General features: G+C 45.9%; 21 protein-coding genes and 1 pseudogene. 20 read left to right on the top strand and 2 right to left on the bottom strand.

Going from position 1 to position 26,569, the window contains the following annotated elements:
* Nucleotides 1-80: 80 nt before the first annotated feature.
* Nucleotides 81-1,058, top strand: a complete 978-nt coding sequence (locus SIN01_RS00320) for a class I SAM-dependent methyltransferase (protein ID WP_010026515.1) — start codon at nt 81-83, stop codon at nt 1,056-1,058.
* A 22-nt stretch (nt 1,059-1,080) separates the two neighbouring features.
* Nucleotides 1,081-2,292, top strand: a complete 1,212-nt coding sequence (locus SIN01_RS00315) for an acetate kinase (protein ID WP_010026516.1) — start codon at nt 1,081-1,083, stop codon at nt 2,290-2,292.
* Nucleotides 2,293-2,410: 118 nt separating this feature from the next.
* Here SIN01_RS00315 and SIN01_RS00310 read toward each other — a convergent pair whose 3' ends face one another.
* Nucleotides 2,411-3,508 (bottom strand): M24 family metallopeptidase, encoded by a 1,098-nt coding sequence (locus SIN01_RS00310; RefSeq protein ID WP_010026517.1) that lies wholly within the window; start codon nt 3,506-3,508, stop codon nt 2,411-2,413.
* Nucleotides 3,509-3,756: 248 nt separating this feature from the next.
* On the opposite strand from SIN01_RS00310, the gene SIN01_RS00305 reads away from it, so the two are divergent.
* The 10 genes and pseudogenes from SIN01_RS00305 (at nt 3,757) to SIN01_RS00260 (ending at nt 15,791) form a co-directional block, all read left to right on the top strand.
* A complete protein-coding gene (locus SIN01_RS00305) occupies nt 3,757-4,440 on the top strand; it encodes a metal-dependent hydrolase (protein ID WP_010026518.1) in 684 nt (227 codons plus the stop codon).
* Between the two features lie 21 nt (nt 4,441-4,461).
* On the top strand, nt 4,462-5,775 hold the full coding sequence (locus tag SIN01_RS00300; RefSeq protein WP_010026519.1) for a DRTGG domain-containing protein: 1,314 nt from the start codon (nt 4,462-4,464) through the stop codon (nt 5,773-5,775).
* A 49-nt stretch (nt 5,776-5,824) separates the two neighbouring features.
* Entirely contained in the window at nt 5,825-6,754 is a 930-nt protein-coding gene (locus SIN01_RS00295) for a DHH family phosphoesterase (RefSeq protein WP_010026521.1), read from the top strand.
* A gap of 56 nt (nt 6,755-6,810) precedes the next feature.
* Complete coding sequence (dnaE, locus tag SIN01_RS00290) at nt 6,811-10,248, top strand: DNA polymerase III subunit alpha (RefSeq protein ID WP_010026522.1); 3,438 nt, start codon at nt 6,811-6,813, stop codon at nt 10,246-10,248.
* A gap of 234 nt (nt 10,249-10,482) precedes the next feature.
* Nucleotides 10,483-11,355, top strand: coding sequence for an acetyl-CoA carboxylase, carboxyltransferase subunit beta (gene accD / locus SIN01_RS00285; protein ID WP_010024867.1), 873 nt, complete (start codon nt 10,483-10,485; stop codon nt 11,353-11,355).
* A complete protein-coding gene (locus tag SIN01_RS00280; protein ID WP_010024868.1) occupies nt 11,340-12,353 on the top strand; it encodes an acetyl-CoA carboxylase carboxyltransferase subunit alpha in 1,014 nt (337 codons plus the stop codon). Before accD ends, SIN01_RS00280 begins: the two co-directional genes overlap by 16 nt.
* A 30-nt stretch (nt 12,354-12,383) precedes the next feature.
* Entirely contained in the window at nt 12,384-13,343 is a 960-nt protein-coding gene (pfkA, locus tag SIN01_RS00275) for a 6-phosphofructokinase (protein ID WP_010024871.1), read from the top strand.
* A 21-nt stretch (nt 13,344-13,364) separates the two neighbouring features.
* Nucleotides 13,365-14,801 (top strand): annotated as a pseudogene (gene pyk, locus SIN01_RS00270) (pyruvate kinase); the annotation flags it as partial.
* Between the two features lie 140 nt (nt 14,802-14,941).
* Nucleotides 14,942-15,361, top strand: a complete 420-nt coding sequence (locus SIN01_RS00265; protein WP_237760187.1) for an acyl-CoA thioesterase — start codon at nt 14,942-14,944, stop codon at nt 15,359-15,361.
* Between the two features lie 31 nt (nt 15,362-15,392).
* Entirely contained in the window at nt 15,393-15,791 is a 399-nt protein-coding gene (locus SIN01_RS00260) for an FxsA family protein (protein WP_010024875.1), read from the top strand.
* Here SIN01_RS00260 and ytvI read toward each other — a convergent pair whose 3' ends face one another.
* Nucleotides 15,792-16,934 carry a sporulation integral membrane protein YtvI gene (gene ytvI / locus SIN01_RS00255; protein ID WP_047035530.1) on the bottom strand — a complete coding sequence of 381 codons (1,143 nt, stop codon included), beginning with the start codon at nt 16,932-16,934 and terminating at the stop codon, nt 15,792-15,794.
* Nucleotides 16,935-17,205: 271 nt separating this feature from the next.
* On the opposite strand from ytvI, the gene citZ reads away from it, so the two are divergent.
* The 8 genes from citZ to pnpS all read left to right on the top strand — a co-directional run bounded on the left by citZ (nt 17,206) and on the right by pnpS (nt 26,404).
* Nucleotides 17,206-18,321: a citrate synthase gene (citZ, locus tag SIN01_RS00250; protein WP_010027120.1), complete on the top strand. Its 1,116-nt coding sequence runs from the start codon at nt 17,206-17,208 to the stop codon at nt 18,319-18,321.
* A gap of 68 nt (nt 18,322-18,389) precedes the next feature.
* Nucleotides 18,390-19,658 (top strand): NADP-dependent isocitrate dehydrogenase, encoded by a 1,269-nt coding sequence (gene icd, locus SIN01_RS00245; RefSeq protein WP_010027118.1) that lies wholly within the window; start codon nt 18,390-18,392, stop codon nt 19,656-19,658.
* Nucleotides 19,659-20,203: 545 nt separating this feature from the next.
* The gene (locus SIN01_RS00240) at nt 20,204-21,130 is read left to right on the top strand and encodes a phosphate ABC transporter substrate-binding protein (protein WP_010026160.1); all 927 of its coding nucleotides are present in this window, start codon (nt 20,204-20,206) and stop codon (nt 21,128-21,130) included.
* 124 nt (nt 21,131-21,254) lie between these two features.
* Nucleotides 21,255-22,223 carry a phosphate ABC transporter permease subunit PstC gene (pstC, locus tag SIN01_RS00235; protein WP_010026162.1) on the top strand — a complete coding sequence of 323 codons (969 nt, stop codon included), beginning with the start codon at nt 21,255-21,257 and terminating at the stop codon, nt 22,221-22,223.
* Nucleotides 22,220-23,104 carry a phosphate ABC transporter permease PstA gene (gene pstA, locus SIN01_RS00230; RefSeq protein WP_010026163.1) on the top strand — a complete coding sequence of 295 codons (885 nt, stop codon included), beginning with the start codon at nt 22,220-22,222 and terminating at the stop codon, nt 23,102-23,104. The genes pstC and pstA overlap by 4 nt, the downstream gene beginning before the upstream one ends.
* A 24-nt stretch (nt 23,105-23,128) precedes the next feature.
* Nucleotides 23,129-23,932, top strand: coding sequence for a phosphate ABC transporter ATP-binding protein PstB (pstB, locus tag SIN01_RS00225; protein ID WP_237760189.1), 804 nt, complete (start codon nt 23,129-23,131; stop codon nt 23,930-23,932).
* A 71-nt stretch (nt 23,933-24,003) separates the two neighbouring features.
* Entirely contained in the window at nt 24,004-24,699 is a 696-nt protein-coding gene (locus SIN01_RS00220; RefSeq protein WP_010027302.1) for a response regulator transcription factor, read from the top strand.
* 85 nt (nt 24,700-24,784) lie between these two features.
* Nucleotides 24,785-26,404, top strand: coding sequence for a two-component system histidine kinase PnpS (gene pnpS / locus SIN01_RS00215; protein WP_237760190.1), 1,620 nt, complete (start codon nt 24,785-24,787; stop codon nt 26,402-26,404).
* The last annotated feature ends 165 nt before the right edge of the window (nt 26,405-26,569 follow it).

The raw sequence follows: 26,569 nt of genomic DNA, 5'->3' as shown, positions 1-26,569 counted from the left end.
CCAAAATCAGCAAGTAATCTTTTTTACTTCGCTGTATAATATACAATGTAAGCGTTTTAATTGTTATGGAGGAAATCGTTTTGCAGACAACAACAGTTAGTGAACTTTTTACAATAATTGATCAAGCAACACTTTATACAAAAAAAGAACGAAAATCAGATTACTTAACCGCACTATGCGAAACGGCTGAAGGATTGGTTCAGGACGAAATAAAGGCTGAAACGATTGCTGATAAACTGAAGCCGTTGTATGAACGTTTTTATAGTCAGAAGATGACGGCAGAAGATGTACGGCGTTCACTTCAACTTGCGTTGCTCAAGGGAATGAAAGCATCGCCTCAGCCAAATCACGAGTTGACTCCGGATACATTGGTGCTGCTCATGGGGCATATGGTTGCCATGCTTGCTGGCAAAAAGCCGTTTTCAATTCTTGATCCGGCTGTTGGTGCGGCAAATCTGCTGACAGGAATTATGAATCAGTCGGCGACAGATGAAATTCAAGCGTTTGGTGTCGATGCAGATCCATTGCTTATTCGTTTGGCTGCGGCAAATGCCAATTTGCAGCAGAAAGCAGTGCAGCTTTTTCACCAAGACGGTTTGAAGCCAATCTTGGCTGATCCGGTCGACTATGTTGTTTGTGATTTGCCGATCGGAGTCTATCCGGATCAAGAAACTGCAAAAAATTATCGTTTGAATGATGTTGATCCGAAGCAGCCGCTGATTCACTTCTTATTTGTGGAACAAGCACTACGTATGCTTAAAGACGAAGGATACTTCCTTGCGCTTGTTCCCAACCATCTGTTTGCAGATGATCAAGGGCATGCTTTTCACGATTTTCTTCAAAAGAAGGCGACCATTCTCGCATTGATTCAGCTCCCGGTGTCACTCTTTCTTCGAGCGGATCAAGCGAAGAGCATCTTGTTGATGCAGAAGAAAACCGATATCCAGGATCATGCAAAACAAGCATTGCTTGCAGAAATGCCCGACTTCTCCAACGAAGTCAAGATGCGTAAGTTTATGCAGCAGCTGGATCATTGGTTTCTACATCGTTCGGTTTAAGAAGACGAGAGGGTGATCGACAATGGCTTTAATACTCGCGATCAACGCCGGCAGTTCGTCGCTGAAGTTTCAGCTTCTCGATATGCCTGCTGAGCATTTGGTCACTAAAGGTTCGGTAGAAAGGATTGGTTTGTCGGATTCAATTTTTACCATTCAAGTAAATGGCGAAAAACAGCAGGAGATCGCATCCATCTCAGATCATGAAGAAGCAGTTCGCATCTTGCTTGATAAGCTCACGGAGCAGAAGATCGTCGGTTCATTAGATGAAATTGAAGGCATCGGTCATCGGGTGGTGCACGGAGGCGAAACCTTTGATGATTCGGCACTTGTCACGGATGAAGTGATTCAAAAGATTGAAGACCTTTCCGAGCTGGCCCCGCTTCATAACCCGGCCAACCTAGTGGGAATTCGCGCTTTTCGCGATGTTCTCCCGAATGTTCCGGAGGTTGTCGTCTTCGATACTGCGTTTCATCAGACCATGGATAGCGCTGCCTTTTTATACAGTCTGCCTTATAAATATTACACGGATTACGGGGTTAGAAAGTATGGATTTCATGGCACCAGCCACAAATATGTTGCCTACCGCGCGGCCGAACTGCTGAAGCAGCCAATTAAAGATCTGCGCTTGATTTCTTGTCATCTGGGCAATGGTGCAAGTATCACCGCGATCAAGGGCGGCAAATCAATTGACACCTCGATGGGCTTTACTCCGCTTGCCGGATTGACGATGGGGACGCGCTCCGGTGATATTGATCCTGCGCTGATTCCATACATTATGGATAAGACCGGAATGAATGCCAGCGAAGTTGTCAATGTACTGAACAAGAAGAGCGGTTTGCTTGGCATCTCCGGATTCTCCAGTGATTTGAGAGATATTGAAAAAGAAGCGAAAAGAGGCAATAAACGGGCAATTCTGTCGATTAACGTGTTTGTCGAACGGATTCAAAAGTACATTGGTTCGTTTGCAGCAAAGATGAACGGCGTTGACGCAATTATTTTTACGGCAGGCATTGGGGAACACAGTTCCATGATTCGCGCCCGCGTTCTCGAAGGACTCAGTTTTATGGGCATTGATTGGGATCAGAGGCGCAATCAAATTAATGGTCAGGAGCTATTCATCAGCACCGATCAATCGACGGTAAAAGTTCTGGTCGTTCCGACAAACGAAGAAGTGATGATTGCGCGCGATACGGTGCGTCTCTCAAACCAGCAGAAAGAAATTGACGAGTCCTAAGTGCGCGCGATCATTCGCGAAACGATGCATGTAAATTTCTTGAAAATAATAAGAAGGTGTCTCTTTAGCAAAAATAGCTCTTGAGACACCTTCTTTATTTTGAATCGTTCGCTTTTATTTAATCAATAATTTGAAGCTCTTTTGGGAAATGGGTTAATGTTTCCGGACCGTTTTCACTGAGGTAAACATCGTCCTCAATACGAACGCCGCCAACGCCTGGAACATATATCCCTGGTTCGATTGTAAATACCATCCCTGTGGTCAAGGTTTTATCATTTGCGGCACTCATTGATGGCTGCTCATGCTCGCCAAGCCCAAGTCCGTGTCCAAGGCGGTGCGTAAAGTAGTGACCGTAACCGGCATCTGCGATCACTTTGCGAGCGACACCATCCAGGTCACCGATGCGTAGCCCTTTTCGCGCAGCCTTAATCGCCTCTCGATTGGCTTGCAGGGTGGTCTCGTAGATTTTATGCTGTTCATCGGTTGCATGTTTGAAGCAAACCGTTCGGGTGATATCGGAACAATAGCCGTCAATGACAACGCCGAGGTCAAACAAAACAAAATCGCCTTCGTGAATCTGATGGGTACCCGGATAACCGTGCGGGTTGGCGGTATTTTCGCCCGTCAGGACCATGGTATCAAAGGCCATTTGCGAATAGCCTTGTTTTGCAAGTTCATGCTCAATTTCTGCAACAATTTCCGCCTCTGTTCTGCCTTTTTTGATTGCATCAATGCCCAATTTAACGGCATAATCGGCAATCTCTCCCGCCTTCTTCATGGCTGCAAGTTCATGAGCATCTTTAATATTGCGCATATCGGAAAGGTAGTCTTCAATCGAGCCAAACGTTACCTTTTCGTCAATGCTTTTCAAAGCAAGCGCCTTTTGATAAGGCAGTGTCGTTGGTTCAATGAAAACTTTAGTCGAATCGGTATGGCGCTGATCCAAGGCTTTTTTTACAAAAATCCATGGGTCCTGGTCGTCTCGGTAGCCGATTACTTCATGGCCGAAATCGGAAGCTTGTGCTTGACCGACTTCGAGCTCAGGGCAAATTAAGAAGGGTTCATCTTCAGGAAAGAGAAATAATCCAAGAAAACGTTCATGCGGATCACATTTAAAATGGGTCAGATAGAATACATTCGTCGGATCAGCAATGTATGCGAACCGGCCGTCCTGTCTTCTTAACCATGCTTCAATTTGTTTCATTTTCTCTGACAATAAGGGTCACTCCAGTTTCATTCATAATACCTTTAATGTATCACAATCTCGAGCATTACGGATAAATCTAAATCGATTTCATTGGAAAAAGGTTGGCGAATCCTCAGGCTAAGGAGCCGGCCGATGCGGATGGTGTGCGGCGTAGTGTATAATAAGGTGAAAATTAAACACGTGTCCAAGGATCCTCCCAAGAGACAAAAACGATTGCTGAAATACGAACAAACATTCTATAATGAGGAGTGAAGAGCATGCATGTGACTTATGTTGGCCATTCAACGGTTCTTATTCAAACGGAAAAGGCAAATCTGATCATCGATCCTTTTATCAGCGGTAATTCGCATACGCCGCTGTCTCTTGACGACTTGCCGAAAATTGATGCCGTTTTGCTCACTCACGGGCATGGCGATCATATTCTGGATACTCAAGCGATTGCTGAGCGGGACGGATCACTTGTGATTGCAATCGCAGAGCTTGCTACCTATTTTAGCTGGAGCGGACTTCGTGTCCATGGAATGTCCATCGGCGGTTCCTATACGTTCCCGTTCGGTAAGGTAAAATTGACGCAAGCGTTCCATGGTTCAAGCATCACCGACTCCGAGCACAAGCAGATCATTTATGCCGGAATGCCGGCGGGACTGCTGCTGAGCTTGGAAGGCAAAACGATTTATCACGCAGGAGATACGGCACTCTTTTCTGATATGAAGCTTATTGGCGAGCAAAATGATCTCGATCTCGCCTTCTTGCCAATCGGCGACAATTTCACGATGGGGCCTGAAGATGCTTTGATCGCTGCAAAGTGGCTTAAGGCAAAACGCGTTGTCCCAATACACTACAATACGTTCCCCGTCATTACTCAAGATGCCGATAAATTTGCAGACCAGCTTGGCGGACATGGATATGTAGTGTCACCTGGTCAAACACTAGAGCTGTAGGGGCTGTTTGGAGCGATTGAAATGGAGACGAAGCATGAGCAGATCATAAAATATATTGAAAATCTGGAAATCGGCAGTAAAATTTCGGTGCGTCAGACAGCAAAAGCACTTCAAGTCAGCGAGGGAACAGCTTATCGCGCAATTAAAGATGCAGAAACCCAAGGATTAGTCAGTACGGCTGAACGTGTCGGAACGATCCGGATTGAACAGAAAGTGCAGGAGAGCATTGAAAAGCTGAGCTTCGACTCTGTGGTAAACATTGTTGACGGTCAGGTTCTTGGAGGAAAAGCCGGCCTGTCACGCACGCTGAATCATTTCGTGATCGGCGCCATGGAGATGGATGCAATGAAGCGCTACATTGGCGCAAACGATCTGATGATTGTCGGCAACCGCGAATCGGTACAAGAGTACGCACTTAAAGAAGGTGCGGCTGTGCTCATTACAGGTGGATTTAATACGAGCGAGCGAATTAAACGACTTGCGGATCAGACAGGGCTTCCGGTCATCTCCACTTCATACGATACGTTTACTGTTGCGGCGAAAATCAATCGCGCGATCTATGATCAATTAATTAAAAAAGAAATCGTTCATGTTTCCGACATCATGATCCCTTTCGCTGAGACGGAGTTTGTCTTTACCTACGATGCGCCGAAACGCTGGTATGAGTTAAATCATAAAACGTCGCACAGTCGTTTTCCAGTCGTTGATTCTCAGATGAAAGTTGTCGGTATTGTGGCGATGAAAGACGTCATGAAGCAGCAGACGGCCGATACCATTGAAACCTTGATGACACCACTTCCGGTTGTCGTGAATCCGACAACATCCGTTGCTGCTGCCGCCCATCAGATGATTTGGGAAGGCTTTGACGGGCTGCCCGTTGTTGACACGCAGCAGCATCTGCTCGGGATGATCACTCGGCGCGATGTCCTTAAAGCATTGCAAATGATTCAGCAGCAGCCACAAATGGGCGAAACCATTGAGGATATTGTCTCTTCACAATTAAAGGACTACTCGAAGAATGACCATTACATTTTTCACTTTAATGTCACACCGCAAATGAGTGATTATCTGGGATCGGTATCCCATGGCGTGATGACGTCCATGATTACGACGGTATGCCGCCGGGTACTTAATCACATGAGACGTGGCGATTTGGTCATTGACAATCTTTCCTTTTACTTTTTTAAACCGGTGCAGTTGGAACAAACCGTCACCGTTCAGCCAAAGGTTCTTGAGATGACCAGGCGGAATGGAAAAATGGATATTGAATTATTTGTAGACGGTCAGCTGTGCGGCAAGGCACTATTGAATGCTCAGTTTATTGACCGCTATTAACAGCGTTTTGCACAATGCATGCATTGAATGCATAAGGAGGAGATTCACAATGATCGATGAGATTCTGGCGCTTATTCAACAGTACGAAACCATTATTATACACAGACATGTCCGGCCCGACCCTGATGCATTAGGGTCGCAGGGCGGCCTCGCGACGCTTATCAAAGACAATTATCCAGATAAAAAGGTGTATGTAGTCGGCGAGGAATCAGAGTCGCTGCGCTTTCTGATTCAAATGGATTCAATCGAAGACTCCGTTTATCATCGAGCACTCGTTATTGTTTGTGATGCCGCAACACAAGAACGTATTTCAGACGAACGCTATGCGCGAGGCGCACGTCTCGTCAAAATCGATCATCATCCGGTCGTTGATTCTTATGGGGAACCTGAATGGGTGAATACGCAAGCAAGTTCAACAAGTGAAATGATTGCCTCAATCTATCGGGCACATCCCGAACTCACTCTGTCCAAGGAATCGGCCCGGCTGCTTTTTGCAGGAATTGTTGGTGATACCGGAAGATTTCAGTTCAGCAATGTGACTTCTGAGACGTTTCTCGCTGCTTCAGAACTGGTTAAGCAGCCGTTTGACCGTCAATCTTTTTTTGACCAGCTCTATGCGCGTAATTTAAAGCAGGCCCGGCTTAATGGTTATGTGCTGCAGCACTTTTCCTTAACAGAGGAAGGCGTCGGTTATATTAAACTGACAAAAGAATTGGTTCATTCTTATGGGCTTGAGCCTTCCGATGCATCGGCACTCGTGAATTGTTTTGCCAATGTCGAACACTTAAAAGCCTGGGTACTCTTTTCAGAAGATGAGGAACAGATTCGTGCACGTATCCGCTCCAAAGCGCCTTCAATTAATGAATTGGCGGCAAAATATCATGGCGGAGGGCACCCAATGGCCTCGGGTGCGACGGTAGCTAATTGGGAAGAAGCGGATCAACTGGTTGATGATCTGCGCGCGTTGTGTGCCGATTGACGCCCCTTATTCCGCTTCTTTTTTCATACACCACAGCATAAAGGAGGTACAGGCATATGGGGTTTGTTCATCTTCATGTACATAGTGAATACAGTTTATTAGACAGCACTTGTCGAATCAGCGATCTTGTTGCTCAAGCGAAACGATCGGGACAAAAAGCGATCGCGATTACCGATCGAAACGTTATGTATGGCGTTGTTCCTTTTTATCAGGCATGTCGAGACGCAGGTCTTCATCCCGTGATCGGCATGGAGGTAGCTGTAGCTCTTGATGATTCAATGAGCGCTGAAATCGGCACAGCACGTCCTAAGTCCGCTGCATCAATGCCTGTGCTGGTTCTTCTTGCTCAAAATGATCTCGGGTATCAAAACTTAGTCCAGCTTTCTTCTCTTGTACAGCTGAATGCGCGTGACTATGTGTCATTGGATCAGTTGAAGCGCTATACGGACGGGCTCATCGCGCTGTCCGGCGGTACCGACGGGCTGGTAGACCAAGCACTCGCATCTGGGGAATCAAAACGGGCAGAACAATGGGCGGTTGGTCTGCAAACGTTGTTTTCCGGTCGGTTTTTATTGGAGATCCAGCGGCAAGGGGATCGAAGCCAGCGGCAAATCGAGAAGCAGGTGCTGGAAATCGCGAAGCGCCGATCGATCCGCTGCGCAGCAACAGGAACCATTCATTATTTGAGCAAAAATGACGCAAAGGCTCATGCCTGTTTACGATGCATTAAGGATGGAACGAAACTTGCAGACCAGCCTCAAGATCCGCGCGATTTGTCCTTCCAGACGACGGAGGCAATGCTGGAACGATTTGCCGATTTGCCGGAGACGTTAGCTGTGACGGAGAAAATCGCTGCGGCATGTCAGGTTTCTTTTTCATTCGGACGGGCGCGCCTGCCTCATTTTCCGATTTCCGGCGGGATGACGGCTGCTCAGAAGCTGCGTGAACTATGTGCGAAGGGATTAAAAGAACGCTATTCGGATGTGAACGAAACAATTGAAGCTCGATTGAATGATGAGTTGTCAATTATTGATCAAATGGGTTTCAACGACTATTTCTTGATTGTTGCCGACCTTGTTGCCCATGCGCGACATTCAGGTTATCTTCCGGGTCCTGGGCGCGGCTCAGCTGCCGGTTCACTTGTTGCCTATGTGTTAAAAATAACTGAAGTTGATCCGATTCGCTATCATTTGCTTTTTGAACGTTTCCTGAATCCGGAGCGTGTGACCATGCCGGATATTGATTTGGATTTTCCAGATGTTAATCGTGATCAAATGATCGCCTACGCGTTTGAAAAGTATGGCCACGATCATGTTGCACAAATCATTACATTTGGAACTCTGGCAGCAAAAGCGGCGATTCGTGATGTTGGGCGCGCTCTGGACACCGATCCGCGGCTTGTGGATCGCATGGCCCGACTGATACCCGGTGTTCCGAAGATGACCCTTGAGAAAGCTTATAAGGATTCGGACAAACTAAAGGAACTGCTCCAAGCGTCAACCGAAGCAGTAGCATTATTTACACTGGCACGCCGCATTGAAGGACTGCCGAGACATACCTCAATCCATGCGGCCGGAGTGATTCTGAGCGACCAGCCGCTGAAACGTTCGGTACCGATTCAAAGCGGCCATGAAGGCATACCGGTCACGCAGTATCCAATGGATGTATTGGAATCACTCGGCTTGTTAAAGATTGATTTCCTAGGCTTGCGCAATTTAACATTCATGCGTGAGGTGTTAAAACGTACGCCGGCATTCCGCGAAGGGCGGATGTCCATCGATTCCATACCGCTTGACGATCCGGAGACCTTTCAACTGCTGTGTAGCGGGAATACAATGGGGATCTTTCAATTGGAATCCGAGGGTATGAGGCAAGTGCTTCGAAAGCTGAAACCAACTGAGTTTGAAGATATTGTTGCCGTCAACGCGCTGTACCGTCCCGGACCTTCTCAATTTATTGATCAGTATATTCGGCGAAAGCATGGATTGGAAAAAGTTGTCTATCCACATCCGGATTTGGCACCGATACTGCGGCCGACTTACGGCGTTTTGGTCTATCAGGAGCAAATCATGCAAATTGCTGTACAGATGGCCGGCTATACGTTGGGAAAAGCCGATATTTTGCGTCGAGCAGTCGGCAAGAAGAAGCGTGAACTGCTTGAGGCGCAGAAAAAAACCTTTATTTCCGGATGTATGGCGTGCCACTACTCGGAGAAAACCGCGCATCAGCTATTTGATCTGATTGTACGGTTTGCCAATTATGGATTTAACCGTTCTCATGCCGTTGCGTATAGCTTTCTGTCTTACAGGCTTGCCTACCTCAAAGCACATGTGCCGCAATCATTCATGGCCGCCCACTTGACCGGAATTATCGGAAATCAAGAAAAAATGGAAGCGACACTTCGTGAACTGCGTGATCAGGGCATTCGGCTGCTTCCACCATCGATTAATGAGAGTGTCGCCAGTTTCGAACCATCGGGACAGGCCATCCGCTTTGGTTTGTCAGGGATCAAAAATGTCGGCATAGGTGCGATCGAATCACTAATTGAGGAACGGACCAAGCATGGATCATTTAAGAATCTTTATGATTTCTGCCGGCGCGTGCCCGCTCGGAAAGTGAACAGAAAAGCAATCGAATCGATGATTTTTGCCGGCGCGTTTGATTTATTTGGTGTTGATCGTGCGGGTTTACTGGCTACCTTAGACCAAGCCCTCCGACTTGGGGAGGAGCAGCAAAAACAAGGTGAAGGACAAACATCCTTTTTAATTCCGGAGCATGATGAAGAAATTTATATTGATGTGCCGCCGCTTACCGCGGAAGAAAAAATGCATTACGAACATGAAGCACTTGGCGTGTTTTTGTCCGCCCATCCGATCGAAGAATACCGGGATGCTCTGCCTCGATCGGTCCTGACCGTTCGCGAAACAGAGCGGCTGCCTGAAGGAAACGATGCCGTACTTGCAGTCATGGTGGAGCAGGTTAAACGGATCCGTACAAAATCAGGGCAGCCCATGGCGTTTTTCTCCGCAAGTGATGAATCCGGATTAATTGACACCGTTTGCTTCCCAAATACGTATGAAAAGATTGAGCAATGGATAAATAATGGTCAGATGCTCGTCATTCAAGCGAAAAAGTCGTCAGGAAAACAGAACAATCCGCAGCTTATCCTTCAACGGGCACTTTCGTTAAAGGATTATCTTGATGAACGGGATACTGCGCTTTTCTTGAGAATTGATCAGGCGCATCATCAAACTCAGCTTCTTGAAAAAGTAAAACGAGCAATTGAGACTGCCCCAGGACTGCATCGCGTGATTCTTTACTACGAAGCGAATAAGCGTACTGTGGCACTTGGATTAAACTATGCCGTTCAGATCAATGAATCGCTTGTAAGGTCGATGCGCAGCTTACTCGGAGAGCAGAATGTCATGGCGAAACGAATGATGGGAAACGGGGCTGCACGAAAACCTCGAAAAGACGATCAGCGGTTTTCTTGAGTGGAATGATCAGGGTGCCCGCTTATTTTTTGATGTAACGTTTGTTATAATGGTATGGTTTAGTGCATTTTTCAATTCAAGCTCGATAATCGGAATGCATTTATTTTATCTCTATTTTTTATAGGACAACCCGGATGAATATTCGACGATTCCATGAATTATACGTGAAGAAATAGTGACATGTTGTCTGACAAAGCAAATCGCGAGCTTTGACTATGTAAGAGGGTGATATACTTGATGAAGGACTTTTTTACCAAGAAAAAAAAGTACGCTACCGTCCCATCTGCAAAAGCGAGACAGGACGTTCCTGAGGGCATTGTCCGTAAATGCCCAAAATGCAAGAAGATAATGTATGTCAAAGAATTGAAGAAGCATCTGTTTGTTTGCCAATCTTGCGGCTATCATTATCCCATCGGTGCGTATGAACGTGCGGAAATGCTTTTTGACGCAGATTCATATGTCGAATTTGACAAGAACATGGTTTCATTAAATCCGCTTCAGTTTCCCAATTACATGCATAAATTGGAATCGGATCGCAAAAAGACCAAGTTGAACGAAGCGGTTTGGACAGGAAAAGGCCGGATTGAAGACTGCGAATGTGCGGTAGCTATTATGGATAAGGGCTTCCGGATGGGCAGTATGGGCTCGGTTGTCGGTGAAAAGATTACGCGACTGATTGAATATGCCGGAAAACAGGGGATACCGGTCATCATCTTTTCAGCATCCGGCGGGGCACGTATGCAGGAAGGCGTCCTCAGCTTGATGCAAATGGCAAAAACGAGTGCTGCGCTAAAGGCGTTCAGCGAGAACGGCGGTCTCTATATTTCAATCATGACCCACCCGACCACTGGCGGGGTTTCGGCAAGCTTTGCTTCTTTAGGCGACTATAACCTTGCCGAACCGGGGGCATTAATCGGCTTTGCCGGACGACGCATTATTGAACAGACAATCGGTGCGGAGCTTCCTCCGGATTTTCAAACGGCTGAATTTCTGTTGAAGCACGGACAGCTCGATCAAGTGGTTCCACGCGCTGAATTGAGAACTGTTCTGGGACGGATCTTGTCGATTCATACTGAAGGGAGTGCTGAAGCATGGGACCGGAACTAGAATTTGAAAAGCCGATTCATGAGCTTCAGGGGAAAATAGCTGAATTAAAACAGTTTATGGATGAGAAGGGCATTGACCTCTCCGATGAATTGAATCACTTGCAAGAACGGCTGGCAAACCTTGAAAAAGAAACTTACGGCAGCATGACTCCTTGGGAACGTGTTGGTGTCGCCAGAAAATTGAACCGTCCGACAACACTGGATTACATTCCGCTTCTTTTTACCGATTTTCTTGAATGTCACGGTGACCGGCTCTATGGAGATGATTCGGCAATTGTAGGCGGAATCGCAAAATTTCATGGTTGCCCGGTCACGGTTATCGGCGAACAACGCGGCAGGGATACAAAAGAAAATATTATGCGTAATTTTGGAAGTCCTCATCCGGAAGGCTATCGCAAAGCGTTGCGTCTGATGAAACAGGCAGATAAGTTTCATCGGCCGATCATTACCTTTATAGATACAAAAGGAGCGTTTCCAGGGCAAGCTGCTGAGGAACGCGGCCAAAGCGAAGCGATTGCCCGCAATCTTTATGAAATGTCTTGGCTGTCCGTACCGGTCATTTGTGTCGTAATCGGTGAGGGAGCAAGCGGCGGGGCACTTGCCATCGGTGTCGGCAATCAGATTTTAATGCTGGAAAATTCCTGGTACTCGGTTATTTCGCCTGAAGGAGCTGCCGCATTACTGTGGAAAGATGCCGGTCAAGCAGAAAAAGCCGCAGAAACGATGAAAATTACCGGATCAGATTTGAAAAAACTCGGCATTATTGATAAACTGGTTCCGGAGGTTTTGGGCGGTGCGCATAATGACCCGAAGAAACAAGCTGAACTCATTGATCAGGCGCTCGCGGGCTCGATGGACCAATTGGATCAATTAAGTCCCTGCCAAGTGCGCGAGCAGCGATTGGCCAAGTATCGCCAGATCGGTGATTATGATACTGCCCAGAAGAATCAAACCGATCTTTCTATTTTTTCTTATTCATCTTCATCAGATAAGCAATAGTAGGGACACTAAAATGAGGTGATTATTGTGATGAAAAAAATTGGAGTTCTGACAAGTGGCGGAGACGCTCCGGGTATGAATGCAGCGGTTCGTTCTGTCGTCCGCTCGGCGATTTATCGCGGTGTGGAAGTTTACGGCATTTACCACGGGTACAAAGGCTTAATCACCGGCAACATCAAAAAGCTTGAGGTTTCTGATGTTGGCGACATCGTCCAGCGCGGCGGTACCATTCTTTACACCGCACGTTGTGAAGAATTCAAGACTGAAGAAGGTCGTGCGATCGCAATTGAACAGTTGAAGAAGTTCGGCATTGAAGGTCTTGTTGTGATCGGCGGCGACGGATCCTTCATGGGCGGTGTCAAGTTGACACAGCTTGGTTTCCCTACGATCGGTATTCCCGGCACCATCGACAATGATATCCCGGGAACCGACTTCACCCTTGGATTCGATACAGCATTGAATACCATCATTGATGCGATCGATAAAATCCGTGATACGGCAACTTCGCACGAACGCCGATTCATTATTGAAGTTATGGGTCGGGGCTGCGGCGACTTGGCGATGTGGTCCGGACTTGCTGATGGTGCTGAATCGATTCTGATTCCGGAAACAAAAGAAGATTTGAACACGATTGTTGAACGTTTGAACCGAGGAATAGAACGCGGAAAACGGCACAATATTATTATCGTGGCTGAAGGTGTGGGCAGTGCCGATGAAGTCGCAAAAGCAATTAAAGCGAAAACGAACATGGATACTCGCGTCACGGTTCTCGGACATGTTCAGCGCGGCGGTGCACCAACAGCATTCGACCGTGTATTGGCAGCCCGGATGGGCAATAAGGCTGTCGACTTGTTATTGAATGGCGAGAAGGGCAAAATGATCGGTATTCAAGATAACAAGATAGTCGCGCATAACATTCTCGATCTTCTCACGAAGAAACACGAGTTTAACGATGAGTTGTATAAGTTAGCAAAAGTATTATCCATATAAATTGCTGGAGGGAACTATTTAATGAAAAAGACAAAGATTGTTTGTACACTGGGACCATCAAGTGATACGGTTGAAATGCTTGTCAAAATGATTAACGCAGGCATGAATGTTGCGCGTTTTAATTTCTCGCATGGTGATCATGAAGAACACCATCAAAAAGTACTTAACCTTCGTGAAGCGATGAAGATTACCGGCAAAACGATTGGTATTCTTCTCGATACAAAGGGACCGGAAATTCGTACACATGATATGGCAACTCCAGAAGTTCTTCTTGAAGAGGGCAAATCAGTTGATATTTCAACAAAAGAAGTTGCCGGAACAGCAGAAAAATTCTCCATTACTTACGCAGAATTGATTGACGACATTCATGTTGGTTCAAAGATTCTGATCGATGACGGCTTAGTTGAACTTGAAGTTACAGGTATCGATAAAGAAGCCGGCCTTATCCATAACAAAATTTTGAATACTGGTGTTCTGAAGAGCAAAAAAGGTATTATCGTACCTAACGTCAGCATCAACCTGCCGGGAATGACTGAAAAAGATGCGAACGACATCGTTTTTGGTATCGGCGAAGGTATTGACTTTATCGCTGCTTCTTTCGTTCGCCATGCATCGGATGTTAACGACATTCGCAACCTGTGCAAAGAAAATGGTGCAGAAGACGTACACATCTTCCCTAAAATCGAAAGCCAAGAAGCTGTTGACAACATCGATGAAATTCTCGAAGTTTCCGATGGCATCATGATTGCCCGTGGTGACCTTGGTGTTGAAATTCCGCCAGAAGATGTACCGCTCGTTCAAAAGCGTCTCATCAAAATGTGCAACAAAGCAGGCAAAACGGTTATTACAGCAACACAGATGCTTGATTCGATGATTCGCAACCCACGTTGTACGCGTGCCGAAGCAAGCGACGTTGCAAACGCGATCTTCGACGGCACCGATGCGATCATGCTTTCCGGTGAATCTGCTTCTGGTAAATGGCCGGTTGAAGCTGTTACAACGATGAGCAATATTGCGTTGAAAGCAGAATCTGCAATTGACTACAAGGCGATACTCAAGAAATTGAGTGATTCAAGTGAAGCAACAGTTACGGCTGCAATCGGCGAAGCCGTAGCGCATACAGCATTGAACCTCAGTGTTGGCGCAATTGTTACGGCAACGGTCAGCGGCTACACAGCGCGCGTTGTTTCCCACTACCGTCCGAAAGCACCAATCGTTGCGGTTACGAACTCACAACGTGTGGCAAACAAAATGTGCCTGGCATGGGGCGTGACTCCGGTACTGAGCGAACAAGCAAAGTCAACGGATGAAATGTTCGAAATTGCTGTTGACAGCGCAAAGAAAACGGAACTGGTTAAAGACGGTGATCTTGTCGTCATTACAGCAGGTCTTCCGGTTGCTGCGTCAGGCAAAACGAACATCATGCGTGTTCACCAAATTGGAGAAACACTGACACAAGCTTAAGAAATGTGTTGAATTTCTCAACTTATTTCTATTCTGTAAGTTCATCGTTTATGATAAGAGGAGGCACATCCTAATGTGCCTCCTTTTTTAAAACCTCTATTTCAAGTAAACCGACTAGCTAAACGGAGTGATGAATGATGATCGAATCAACTACGGAAGTCGTTGTCCGCTACAATGAGACCGATAAAATGGGCATTGTGCACCACAGCCAGTATGTCATCTATTTTGAGTTGGCACGCACTCATTTTATCCAAGAATCAGGGATCCCCTATCGAAAGGTTGAAGAAGAGGGGCTAATGATGCCGGTGCTGGGCGTCGAGGCTCACTACCATTCACCGGCATTTTATGATGATACACTGATCGTGAAAACCACGATTGCCGCCTACGACAGTATCAGAATGAAGTTTCATTACAAGATCTATCGCAAAACGGATCAGAAGCTGCTTGCGGACGGTTCAAGTGAGCATTGTTGGACTGATCTGTCTTTGCGTCCGGTATCGATTAGAAGAAAGAATCCGGAACTGCATCATCTGATTGTCGAAGCTTGCCGGTAAAGGTAACATCAAAATAAGGGAGATTAAGAAGATGCTGAACAAACTGTTCATTGTGATGATCGTCTATGCCCTGGTTGAAGTCTGTACCCTTATTTATGTCGGTGGACTGATCGGTGGATTTCATTTGCTGCTGATTTTGCTTGCATCTGCCCTTTTGGGGGCATGGATGATCAAGCAGCAAGGACTTCAGCTCATGCAGAAGTTCAGGCAGGATTTCGAGCAGCGAAGAGTCCCCAGTGAACCGCTCATTGACGGAGCCGGATTGCTGATTGGTGGTCTGCTGCTCATGTTGCCTGGATTAATCAGTGACTTGGCGGGCATTATTTTGCTGATTCCTGCGGTTCGCAGCGTATTGGTCAGACGCATGTCACGCTGGATTCGTGAACGGATGCGCAGCGGCGAATGTACCGTTCACTTCTTTCGGAGATGATCAGGTGCTCTTTTTGCCTAAGATGTACTGCCAAAGATCCATCCAAGTTCCGGAATAGTAGAGCGTTTTAATGACAACAAGCACTAATGGTCCGATGATCAGACCGGTAAGCCCGAACCAACGAAATCCGAAATAAATGGAAACAAGTGAAGCAAGCGGGTCAATGCCAATACTCGCCGAAATGATTTTCGGCTCCATCAGTTGCCGTTGAATGATTGCAGCGATATAGAGAGCAGTCAAGCATATGGTGAAGGAATAGTTGTGTGTAAAAAATTGATAGATAATCCAGGGAATAAAAATAACACCGGTACCCAAATAGGGAATCAAATCAACGACTCCAGTGATTAATGTAATGGTGATGGGATGCGGCACTTTCAAGATCAGCATGCCGACAAAAACCAAAGTCATGGTCATAAAAATGAGCAGGAACTGAGCCCGTACAAAACCGATGCATGTTTTCTTTAATTCGGAGAGAACTTTGTAGATCGGACGCCCAATCGAAGAACGCATCGATAATCGATGAACGTGATTCTTGATCCGCTCAGAATCTTTGGATAAGAAAAATGACGCAAGGAAAATAAAGAGTGCTGAAACCAGGGTGCTGGGAATTGTAGCGATAAATTGAGTTAAATTGGTCAGTAACCGACCGGCTAAATCATTCAGCATGTCGACGAGTGTTCCTGCCATGCTTTCTACATTCAACTGAATCGCTTTCTGCTGTCCGTTCGGAAGCCCGGAGAAAATGTGTATGGCTTGTTCCCATGACGGCACAAGGCGTGAAAAAAAGAAGGTTTGCATGTCACCAATTAGGATGGACAACTCATCAGGCACTGTCCGGGAGAGTGAGGCAACGCCGCGAACCAGAGCAAAGGCAATAAATAAAAGACTGCCGATTGAAATGGAAAAAAAAGAGAAGAGAACAACAAATGAGGCTGCTCCCCGGGGCAGCCCCGTTTTTTTTTCAATAAACAGGACCAGCGGATTTATTAAGAATGCAAGCGCACAAGCAATGATGAAGGGCAGCGCATAACGAACGGCAAGCATTAACATCGCGATGATCGATGTTGTAATCGCGATGACAACAAGGGCACGCAAAACAATAAAGAAAAGCGTAAGAAACGGTTGCGAATTTTGAGCGTTCATGTCCTCATCCCACCTTACGTCTATAGGTATGCGGACAAGGTACGAATATACACAGAAAACAAACTGCAGAAAAATAAAATATATTCACAAATTAGTTGAAAGCATATATAATCAATATAATGTTGTTAAATTAGGTATCGATATGATAATTAAAATGCATGAATAGAGCGGATCTGCTTTTGTTCATGTCAATCTAATGAATGGGTACTTTGCCACGCGACAGAGCAAAGTACTGCGCAGAAAAAGAGATGTTATTAGGGAGGGGACCAATGTGACCATGACAAGAGGACTTGAAGGCATTGTTGCGACAACATCAGCCATCAGTTCAATAAGAGATGATGTACTTACCTATCGTGGATACAGGATACAGGACTTAGCCGAACAAACAACTTTTGAAGAAGTTATTTACCTGTTGTGGAACGGAGATCTTCCAACATCAGAACAGTTGTCCGTATTCCGAAAATCGCTTGCGGCTGACGCTGCTGTCCCTGATGAACTGTTTGCAATGATGAAGATGTTCCCGCTCGATCAGGTGCACCCAATGGCCGTGTTACGCTCGTCCGTCTCAAACCTTGGTATCTATGATACCGACGCCGAGCGGGCAGGCATTGAAGCAAATCAGACTAAGGCGATTCGGCTGCAAGCTAAAGTTGCCACACTCGTTGCCGGATTCTCGAGAATTCGCCAAGGCCTTGACCCTGTGTCCCCTGACCCATCGAAGCATTTTGCAGAAAATTTCCTCTATATGATGCGCGGAAAAGCGCCTTCAGATCTTGAGGCGAGATTGTTGGACCGCGCATTAATTCTTCATGCAGATCACGAACTGAATGCCTCAACATTTACAGCACGCGTTTGTGTTGCAACGCTGTCCGATATCTATTCGGGAATAACGGCAGCAATCGGTGCATTGAAAGGTCCGCTCCATGGCGGCGCAAATGAGCAAGTCATGCACATGCTCGAAGAAATTGGATCGATCGATTGGGTTGATGATTATATCTATGAAGCGCTTGCGGTAAAAAAGAAAATTATGGGTTTTGGTCACAGAGTCTATAAAAATGGTGACCCGCGGGCACGTATCCTTAAAGATATGGCACGACAAATCAGCGAACTGCACGAAGATACACGTCTTTATGAGATGTCGCTCAGAATTGAACAAATCATGAAAGAGAAAAAAGGGCTGCTGCCGAATACCGATTTCTATTCAGCAACCCTGTACCATCTCTTAGGCATTGACCACGATTTATTTACGCCCGTATTTGCGGTGAGCAGAACATCGGGTTGGGCGGCACACATCATGGAACAATATAAAGATAACCGTCTCATTCGCCCGCGTGCTGAATACAATGGTCCGCATCTGCGGCGCGTCATCCCCATTGATTTGCGCTGAAACGGGAGTTGACTGAGTGAATGAACTGTAAATCGGATCAGAAAAACAGGTATGGAGGACAGAAATTGATGACACAAGGACAACAAATTAAAGTAGATCAACGCAGCCTAGTCGTTCCCGATCATCCGATTATCCCCTTAATTGAAGGAGACGGAATTGGACCGGAAGTGTGGCAAGCAGCTTCACGTGTTCTTAATGCAGCGGTTCAAAAGGCATATCAAGGTAAGAAAAGTATTGTTTGGAAGGAAGTATTTGCTGGTCAGAAGGCGTTTGACCGGACAGGAGAATGGCTACCAAAAGAAACGGTTGATGCAATCCGAACCTATGTAGTCGCCATTAAAGGACCACTCACGACACCAGTAGGCGGCGGCATTCGTTCGCTTAATGTCGCGCTACGCCAGCAGCTCGATTTATTTACCTGTCTGAGACCGGTTCGTTATTTTGAAGGCGTTCCATCACCGCTCAAGCATCCGGAAAAGGTTGACATGGTTATTTTTCGCGAGAATACGGAAGACATTTATGCAGGCATTGAGTTTCCGGCAGAATCATCTGATGCCGAAAAGCTGATTCGTTTTCTGCAAGAAGAAATGAATGTGCAAAAGATTCGTTTTCCCGAAACCTCTGGAATTGGAATTAAGCCGGTTTCAAAGGAAGGGACGGAACGGCTGGTTCGCGCAGCCATTCGCTACGCCATTCGTGAAAATAGGAAAAGTGTGACGCTTGTGCACAAAGGCAACATTATGAAATTCACCGAGGGAGCTTTTAAGAACTGGGGCTACGCATTGGCCGAGCGTGAATTCCCGGATCAAACGTTTACGTGGCGTCACTATGAGTCCCTTACGAAAAAACAAGGGAAAGCAGCTGCAGACCAGGAATTGACTGCGGCATTGCAGGATGGCCGTGTGCTCGTTAAGGATGCGATTGCCGACAACTTCTTGCAGCAGATTCTGATTCGTCCGGAAGACTTCGATGTCGTTGCTACATTGAATCTAAACGGTGACTATATATCCGATGCACTGGCGGCGCAGGTTGGCGGGATCGGCATTGCACCGGGAGCAAACATCAATTTTGAGACGGGTACCGCTCTTTTTGAAGCAACGCATGGAACCGCGCCGACCTTTGCAGGGCTGGATAAGGTCAATCCATCGTCCCTTCTTCTTTCTGCAGTGCTTATGCTTGAACATCTGAAGTGGTACGAACCGGCAAAAGCAATTATGAAGGCGATTGAACGAACCATTGCCAGCAAGATCGTGACCTTTGATTTTGCACAATTGATGGACGATGCAACGGAAGTTAAATGCTCGGAATTTGCTGATGCACTGATCCAAAATCTTTGATTTAACACCTTCATTACCAGATCAATGACGGCGTTCATAAGTACACTCTTGCCTACTCGTGCATAAAAATTTTTGCATGAAAATGCAGCACCCACGCATGAAAAACGAAAAGAGTCTTAAAGCATTCGCTTTAAGACTCTTTTCGTTTTTTAACAGGTAAAGAAAATTTATGATTTAGCCCCTTCTTCAAACCAATAGAGCAGTGTCTTGGCCAAGGATCAAAGCTGAGGTGCTCTGGCGCCTGCGGGATCACGTGTTGTTGATGCGTGCCAGCGAGCAGCTGGAGTGTCGTTCGTGTACAAGGTAATGAATCAAAGCCTGAATGAATGGAAGGCAGAAGTAAGGACCGGGCGCTTTTTGCCCAGATTTTCTCATTTTATTAATGCATGATTGAGCCCGTTGTGTCCATTCTATGGGTAGATGCAACGATCGACACAATTCGTCTTTACAAAACCTTTACAATTCGTTTATACCCGTTTAAAAGTCAAGCCTTAATATAGATAGTGCAATAAGGTGACTCAACATTCTGAGGGGGAAATAGTCTAATGAAAAAGAAAAACTTGCTTGCGATTGGATTGGTTTTCATCCTTTCATTAACGCTCGTATTGAGCGGCTGCGGAAACAGCTCGTCAGGTAGCAGTAGCGACGCTTCAAAATCTGAATCCAGCTCCTCTGCTGCATTGTCCGGAAAACTGACGATTGGCGGATCAACAGCGCTCCAGCCGCTGGCGGCACAGGCAGCAAAGGAATTCATGGAAAAGAATCCTGATGTACAGATCGAAGTACAGGGCGGCGGCAGCGGTACCGGGCTGAGCGAAACACAAGCTGGAAACTTTGATATCGGCATGTCCGACGTTTTCGCAGAAAGCAAGTCAAACGTTGACGCAAAAGCACTTAAAGATTATAAAGTTGCGGTTGTCGGCATGACGGCAGCGGTTAACCCTAAAGTGGGCGTTAAAAACCTTTCTAAGAAAGACCTTCAAGACGTTTTCACAGGCAAAGTGAAGAACTGGAAAGAAGTTGGCGGCAAGAATCAAAAAATTACGCTTGTAAATCGTCCGGATGGTTCGGGCACGCGCGCAACATTTGATCAATTTGCTCTTGATAACAAAACTCCGGCAGAAGGAATTACTCAAGATTCAACCAATACGGTAAAGAAAATTGTTGCTGATACACCTGGAGCAATTGGTTACATGGCTTTGTCTTACTTCACCGCTAATGATGATTCTGTTGTTAAACTCTCTATTGACGGTGTGGAAGCTTCAGACGCTAACGTTGCAAGCGGTGAATTCCCTGTATGGGCTTATGAACACATGTATACGAAAGGTGAACCTTCAAAACTTGCTAAAGCATTCCTGGACTTCATGATGAGTGATGATGTGCAAACCAAAGATGTACCGGCACAAGGTTACTTGTCGGTTAAAGACATGAAAGTTGAACGTGATGCGACAGGAAAACAAACCGATAAATGATGACTTTTCCTGATGTCAGGTTAAGTGAATAAAGATTAGTCCAATGGCGGCTTAAGCGGGAACGGCTAACGTACCCGCTTGCCGTCATATGGGCGTTCGGACACTATGCAAATGAGGTGTGAAAATGATTAAGAATAGAACGACTTCGAATGCTGGATCTGCATTAGGGAGCGGAAGATCACCGTTGATTAATGAGAAAAGTTTTTTTGCCCGTCTAACTGATCGCAGAAGCGAAAGTCGAGGAAAGGCGCTGATCTACTGCAGCGCGCTATTAATGATTATTGCGGTCACGGCCATCACTTTGTTCTTAACCCTGCAGGGACTTCGCTCATTCGTTGTTGATCACCTTAACTTTTGGACGTTTATTACCGGCACGGAATGGTATCCGGATCGCGCGAATAACCCCTCGTTCGGTGCGTTTCCGTTTATTTTCGGTTCGCTGGCAGTAACCTTTCTGGCTGCTTTAATTGCAACACCGATTGCAATTGGAACTGCAATCTTCATGGCTGAAATTGCTCAAAAATGGGGCACAAAAATAATGCAGCCGGTGATTGAAATTTTGGTAGGCATTCCGTCGGTTGTTTATGGTTTGATCGGTTTATCGATCGTTGCTCCATTCATGCGGCAACATTTTGGAGGATCGGGATTTAACTTGATTACCGGCGCTATTGTTGTCGGCGTTATGATTTTGCCAACAGTCGCGAGTATTGCTGCAGACAGCATTCGCGCTGTTCCCGATTCGCTGCGGCAGGCCTCCTATGCCATTGGCGCAACGAAATGGCAGACGATATGGCGTGTCGTCATTCCAGCCTCGGGTTCGAGCTTGATTACTGCGATTGTCTTAGGCATGTCGCGGGCGTTTGGAGAAGCGCTGGCCGTTCAGATGGTGATTGGCAATGCGCGAAATCTTCCAGGCTCAATTCTTGATCCGGCAGCAACATTGACAACGATCATTACTTTAAGTATGGGACACACAACAACAGGCAGTGTGCTCAACGATGTTCTTTGGTCTCTCGGACTTATTTTGTTACTGATTTCCTATGTGTTTATTGTTATTGTCCGTTACTTAGCAAAAAGGGGTGAAGTACGATGAACAGTAAAGTAACGAATCGTATTGCCCTATCAGTCATTGTTCTTTGTGCTGCGGCTATGGCTACGATACTGATTTCAATGCTTGGTTACATTTTAGTGAAAGGTCTATCAAGCATTTCATGGCATTTTCTCACAACGAGTGCCAGTCCCTTTATGCCTGGTGGAGGGATAAAGGACCAGCTTTGGAACTCTTTCTATGTCTTGTTCATTACCATGCTGCTTACGGTTCCAATTGGTGTTTGTGGCGGTATTTATTTGGCTGAATATGCGAAACCAGGAAAAGTTACCTCATTTATACGCACATGCGTTGAGGTGCTCGCTTCGCTTCCTTCGATCGTGGTTGGTATGTTCGGTTTGCTTTTATTCGTTAATTATTTTGGCTTTAAGTATTCGGTTCTTTCAGGAGCGCTTGCACTTACAGTCTTTAACTTGCCGGTCATCGTCCGCGTAACCGAAGATGGTTTCCGTGCATTGCCGAGACATCAGAAGGAAGGTGGGCTCGCTCTTGGGATGACGCATTGGCATACAATTAAAACGATCCTCTTGCCTGCAGCGTTTCCAAGCATTCTTACAGGAATTATTCTTTCAGCAGGGCGTGTATTCGGTGAGTCGGCGGCACTTCTATTTACGGCCGGGTTATCAACACCGGATCTCAATTTTGGAAACTGGAATCCACTCGCACCCAATTCGCCGCTTAATCTCTTCCGATCTGCCGAAACACTTTCGGTACACATCTGGTCCGTCAATACCGGTGGAATTATGCCTGATGTGGATACGATTGCGAATGGTTCTGCTGCAGTACTTGTTATCTGCGTGCTTATTTTCAATCTGTTTGCACGTATGCTTGGGAAAATCATTAATCAAAAATTTTCTGGGAAATAAGTGGGAGGAATCATAATGATTGAAATGAAAAACAACATTGTTTCATTTGCAAATAATACAGTGACCCAAAAGCGTCCCGTTCAACTAAGTGTTGAGCATGTGAATATTTTTTATGGCGAAAACCATGCAGTTAAAGACGTTACGATTCCGATTCACGAGAAGTCGATTACCGCATTGATCGGACCATCCGGATGTGGAAAATCAACTTTTTTGCGCACCATTAATCGAATGAATGACTTAATTCCAAGCGCGCGATGCGAAGGAACGATCAGCTATAAAGCGGTTAATATTCTTAATCCTAAGGTGGATGTTGTTCAACTTCGCAAGGAAATTGGCATGGTCTTCCAACAGCCGAACCCATTTCCAAAATCAATTAGTGAAAATATTCAACTGCCGCTCCGTTTTGCAGGTGTGCGCAGCAAAAAAGTATTGAAACAAGTCACGGAAGATTGCTTAAAACAGGTTGGGCTGTGGGACGAGGTTAAAGATCGTTTGGATCGTTCAGCAACAAGCTTATCCGGTGGTCAGCAGCAGCGTCTCTGTATCGCACGCGCATTAGCGTTGAAACCGGATGTGATTCTACTCGATGAACCAACATCTGCTCTTGATCCGGTGTCAAGTGCCAAGATTGAAGAACTTCTGCTCGAATTGAAAACTAGTTACACGATCGTTATTGTGACACACAACATGCAGCAGGCAGCCCGTATCGCTGATTACACTGCATTTTTCTATCAGGGCGAACTGGTCGAATTCGGTACAACAAAGACCTTGTTTACGACTCCAGAGAAAAAGAGCACGGCTGATTATATTTCGGGACGGTTTGGTTAATTCCGTCAACTCATTGCTGTATCTTTGATTCAAAATTGATATGATAAGAAGAGATGCAAGGAGTGATCGGTTTGGCAAAGAAAATACTGGTTGTTGATGACGAAGTATCGATTGTTACTCTACTCTCATTTAACTTGAAAAAAGCCGGGTTTGATGTCCAGACGGCAACGAACGGTGCTGATGCGTTGAAGCTTGCTCAAGAGGGGCAACCGGATTTGGTTGTTCTGGATCTCATGCTTCCTGAAATGGACGGCATGGATGTATGCAAACAACTTCGACAAGAGAGGAATTATGTTCCGATTCTGATGTTGACGGCTAAGGACGATGAATTTGATAAAATACTTGGGCTAGAACTAGGCGCTGATGATTATATGACGAAGCCATTCAGTCCGCGTGAAGTCGTTGCTCGAGTTAAAGCGATCTTAAGAAGAACCGAAATTGGCCAACGGGAACATAGCGATGTGCTCGTGATTGGCGACTTGAAGGTTTATCCGAATAACTTTGAGGCGCAGTTTAAAGATGAGGAAATGGTTTTAACACCGAAAGAATTCGAACTGCTTGTTTACATGATGAAACACAAAGGACGCGTACTTACGCGCGAACAATTGCTCAATGCTGTGTGGAATTACGATTTTGCCGGCGATACACGGATTGTTGACGTTCATGTCAGCCATCTCCGAGACAAGATTGAAGACGTCACGCGTAAGCCGCTCTATATAAAAACGGTGCGTGGTCTGGGGTATAAACTTGATGAGCCAAAGGTTTGAGATAAGAACTCTATTGCGATGGGCTTTTGCACTCACAGGTTTGTTTTTTATCGTTTTTGTCACAAATGAGGTCGTTGACGTGACGATGCTGCATAATGATCGGCGGACCATGGAATCACGAGCGCAGTGGATTGCGACTTTGGTAAGCCAAGATGAATCAATCCAGACCAGCACGACGAAAAACATGCTTGTTCAGTTTGCTAAAGAACAAAAGATGCAGATTTCAGTCTATGATAAGAAACGACAGCTCGTGTTTTCCACAAAAAATGAGGAACAAAGAATGCTTGAAGGGACAAAGCAGTTGGTCGTATCAGAGCATTCTTTAGCGTACATAAAGCAGCTGCCAAGCACCCACGCTCAGGCCGGCTATCTGAAACTGATCGGGAACAAGTCGTCGATTGTCGGACTTAACCTTCTCTATTGTTTCTTTGTCGCTGCAGGGGTTGCTTTGCTTCTTTATCGTGACTATCTCGTACGCACGTATGTCCGACCGATTCGCTTTGCGACACGAATGGCGGAGAATCTATTAGAAGGCTCTTATAATATGATCGCTCCCGATCGAGTGAAACGAGAGAGTATCCTGCATTTGAATCTCGCGATGAACCGGATTTCAGAGTCAATTCACGATCTCAAGCATTCGTATAATCGTCAGCGGGCCAGCATGGCAACCTTAACAGAAAATATCGGAAATGGCTTGATCCTCATTGATGGTGTCGGCAGAATCAACTATGTGAACCAAACGTTTAAAGATTCCTTTCAAACGAATGCCAGTTACTGGGAACTTGCTGACTATCATGAAGTGATTACTTATGACAGCGTGAAGCATATGATTGACGAGGTTTATACCACAAAAGCGACGCTCGCTCGTCAACTGCAGCTGAATGTGGGGATCGAACGCAAATACTATGATGTTTCTTGTGCCCCCATTCTAAATAAACACAACAAGGTCAGAGGCATTGTTGTCGTATTTCACGATATAACGACAATCAAAAAATTGGAGAAAATGCGTAAAGATTTTGTCGCGAATGTGTCGCATGAGCTGAAAACGCCGGTAACCTCTTTAATTGGTTTTATCGAGACGCTTCTTGATGGCGCTCGTGAAGATAAGGAACTTGAGGATCAGTTCCTGCACATTATGCTTCATGAAGGGCAACGTTTGCAAAGCCTCATTAAGGATTTGCTTGAACTGTCCAAAATTGAACGCGAGCACTTTAATCTTGAATTCGCCAAACTGTCGCTTAAGCAGCTGATTGAAAGTGTACTGCTTATTTTCAAGGAAAGAGCGAAAGAAAAAACGATTGATCTGAGATTTGAACCGGGGGACGAGGGAATCATTGACGGAGATGCGTTCCGAATTCGCCAAATCATGATTAATTTGATCACGAATGCGATCGCCTACACACCGGAGGGCGGCAAGGTTTCAATCTCAATCCATGAACGAGAAGACGAGGTAGATGTTGTTATTACCGATACCGGCATCGGTATTGAAAAAGACAAAATTCCACGCATTTTTGAACGCTTTTACAGGATTGACAAGGCGCGCAGCAGGGATTCAGGCGGTACTGGATTAGGCTTAGCGATCGTCAAGCATTTAGTTGAAGCGCATGAAGGACGCATCCATGTTGAAAGTGAACCCGGACACGGATCTTCCTTTACGATCACCTTTAAGAAAAATTCAGTGCAGCCGCAACCGAATGCCGGCTGAATCTTATCTCGCACTGGGAAGACAGTACAAAAAATAAGGAAGTGTACGTGGTTCGATAGAACGCCGCGTCCTGCGGCTCACCGAACACTAGGCAGTCGCAACGAAGACTTTGCCTTTGCCAGAGGCTTGGCAAAGCCAAGTTTTCTAACAGGATAAGAAAGTTAG

Source organism: Sporolactobacillus inulinus (genome assembly GCF_006539285.1).
Lineage (GTDB): Bacteria > Bacillota > Bacilli > Bacillales > Sporolactobacillaceae > Sporolactobacillus > Sporolactobacillus inulinus.
This window is presented reverse-complemented; position numbering and strand designations above follow the sequence as displayed.

Bases quoted from the DNA above. Each gene is read 5' to 3' on its own strand.
- pstB (WP_237760189.1), top strand. From the start codon at position 23,129: ATGAAAAACAACATTGTTTCATTTGCAAATAATACAGTGACCCAAAAG.
- pstC (WP_010026162.1), top strand. From the start codon at position 21,255: ATGATTAAGAATAGAACGACTTCGAATGCTGGATCTGCATTAGGGAGC.
- pfkA (WP_010024871.1), top strand. From the start codon at position 12,384: ATGAAAAAAATTGGAGTTCTGACAAGTGGCGGAGACGCTCCGGGTATG.
- SIN01_RS00265 (WP_237760187.1), top strand. From the start codon at position 14,942: ATGATGATCGAATCAACTACGGAAGTCGTTGTCCGCTACAATGAGACC.
- dnaE (WP_010026522.1), top strand. From the start codon at position 6,811: ATGGGGTTTGTTCATCTTCATGTACATAGTGAATACAGTTTATTAGAC.
- SIN01_RS00305 (WP_010026518.1), top strand. From the start codon at position 3,757: ATGCATGTGACTTATGTTGGCCATTCAACGGTTCTTATTCAAACGGAA.
- pstA (WP_010026163.1), top strand. From the start codon at position 22,220: ATGAACAGTAAAGTAACGAATCGTATTGCCCTATCAGTCATTGTTCTT.
- icd (WP_010027118.1), top strand. From the start codon at position 18,390: ATGACACAAGGACAACAAATTAAAGTAGATCAACGCAGCCTAGTCGTT.
- SIN01_RS00300 (WP_010026519.1), top strand. From the start codon at position 4,462: ATGGAGACGAAGCATGAGCAGATCATAAAATATATTGAAAATCTGGAA.
- SIN01_RS00260 (WP_010024875.1), top strand. From the start codon at position 15,393: ATGCTGAACAAACTGTTCATTGTGATGATCGTCTATGCCCTGGTTGAA.
- ytvI (WP_047035530.1), bottom strand. From the start codon at position 16,934: ATGAACGCTCAAAATTCGCAACCGTTTCTTACGCTTTTCTTTATTGTT.
- SIN01_RS00295 (WP_010026521.1), top strand. From the start codon at position 5,825: ATGATCGATGAGATTCTGGCGCTTATTCAACAGTACGAAACCATTATT.
- SIN01_RS00240 (WP_010026160.1), top strand. From the start codon at position 20,204: ATGAAAAAGAAAAACTTGCTTGCGATTGGATTGGTTTTCATCCTTTCA.
- SIN01_RS00315 (WP_010026516.1), top strand. From the start codon at position 1,081: ATGGCTTTAATACTCGCGATCAACGCCGGCAGTTCGTCGCTGAAGTTT.
- SIN01_RS00280 (WP_010024868.1), top strand. From the start codon at position 11,340: ATGGGACCGGAACTAGAATTTGAAAAGCCGATTCATGAGCTTCAGGGG.
- pnpS (WP_237760190.1), top strand. From the start codon at position 24,785: ATGCTGCATAATGATCGGCGGACCATGGAATCACGAGCGCAGTGGATT.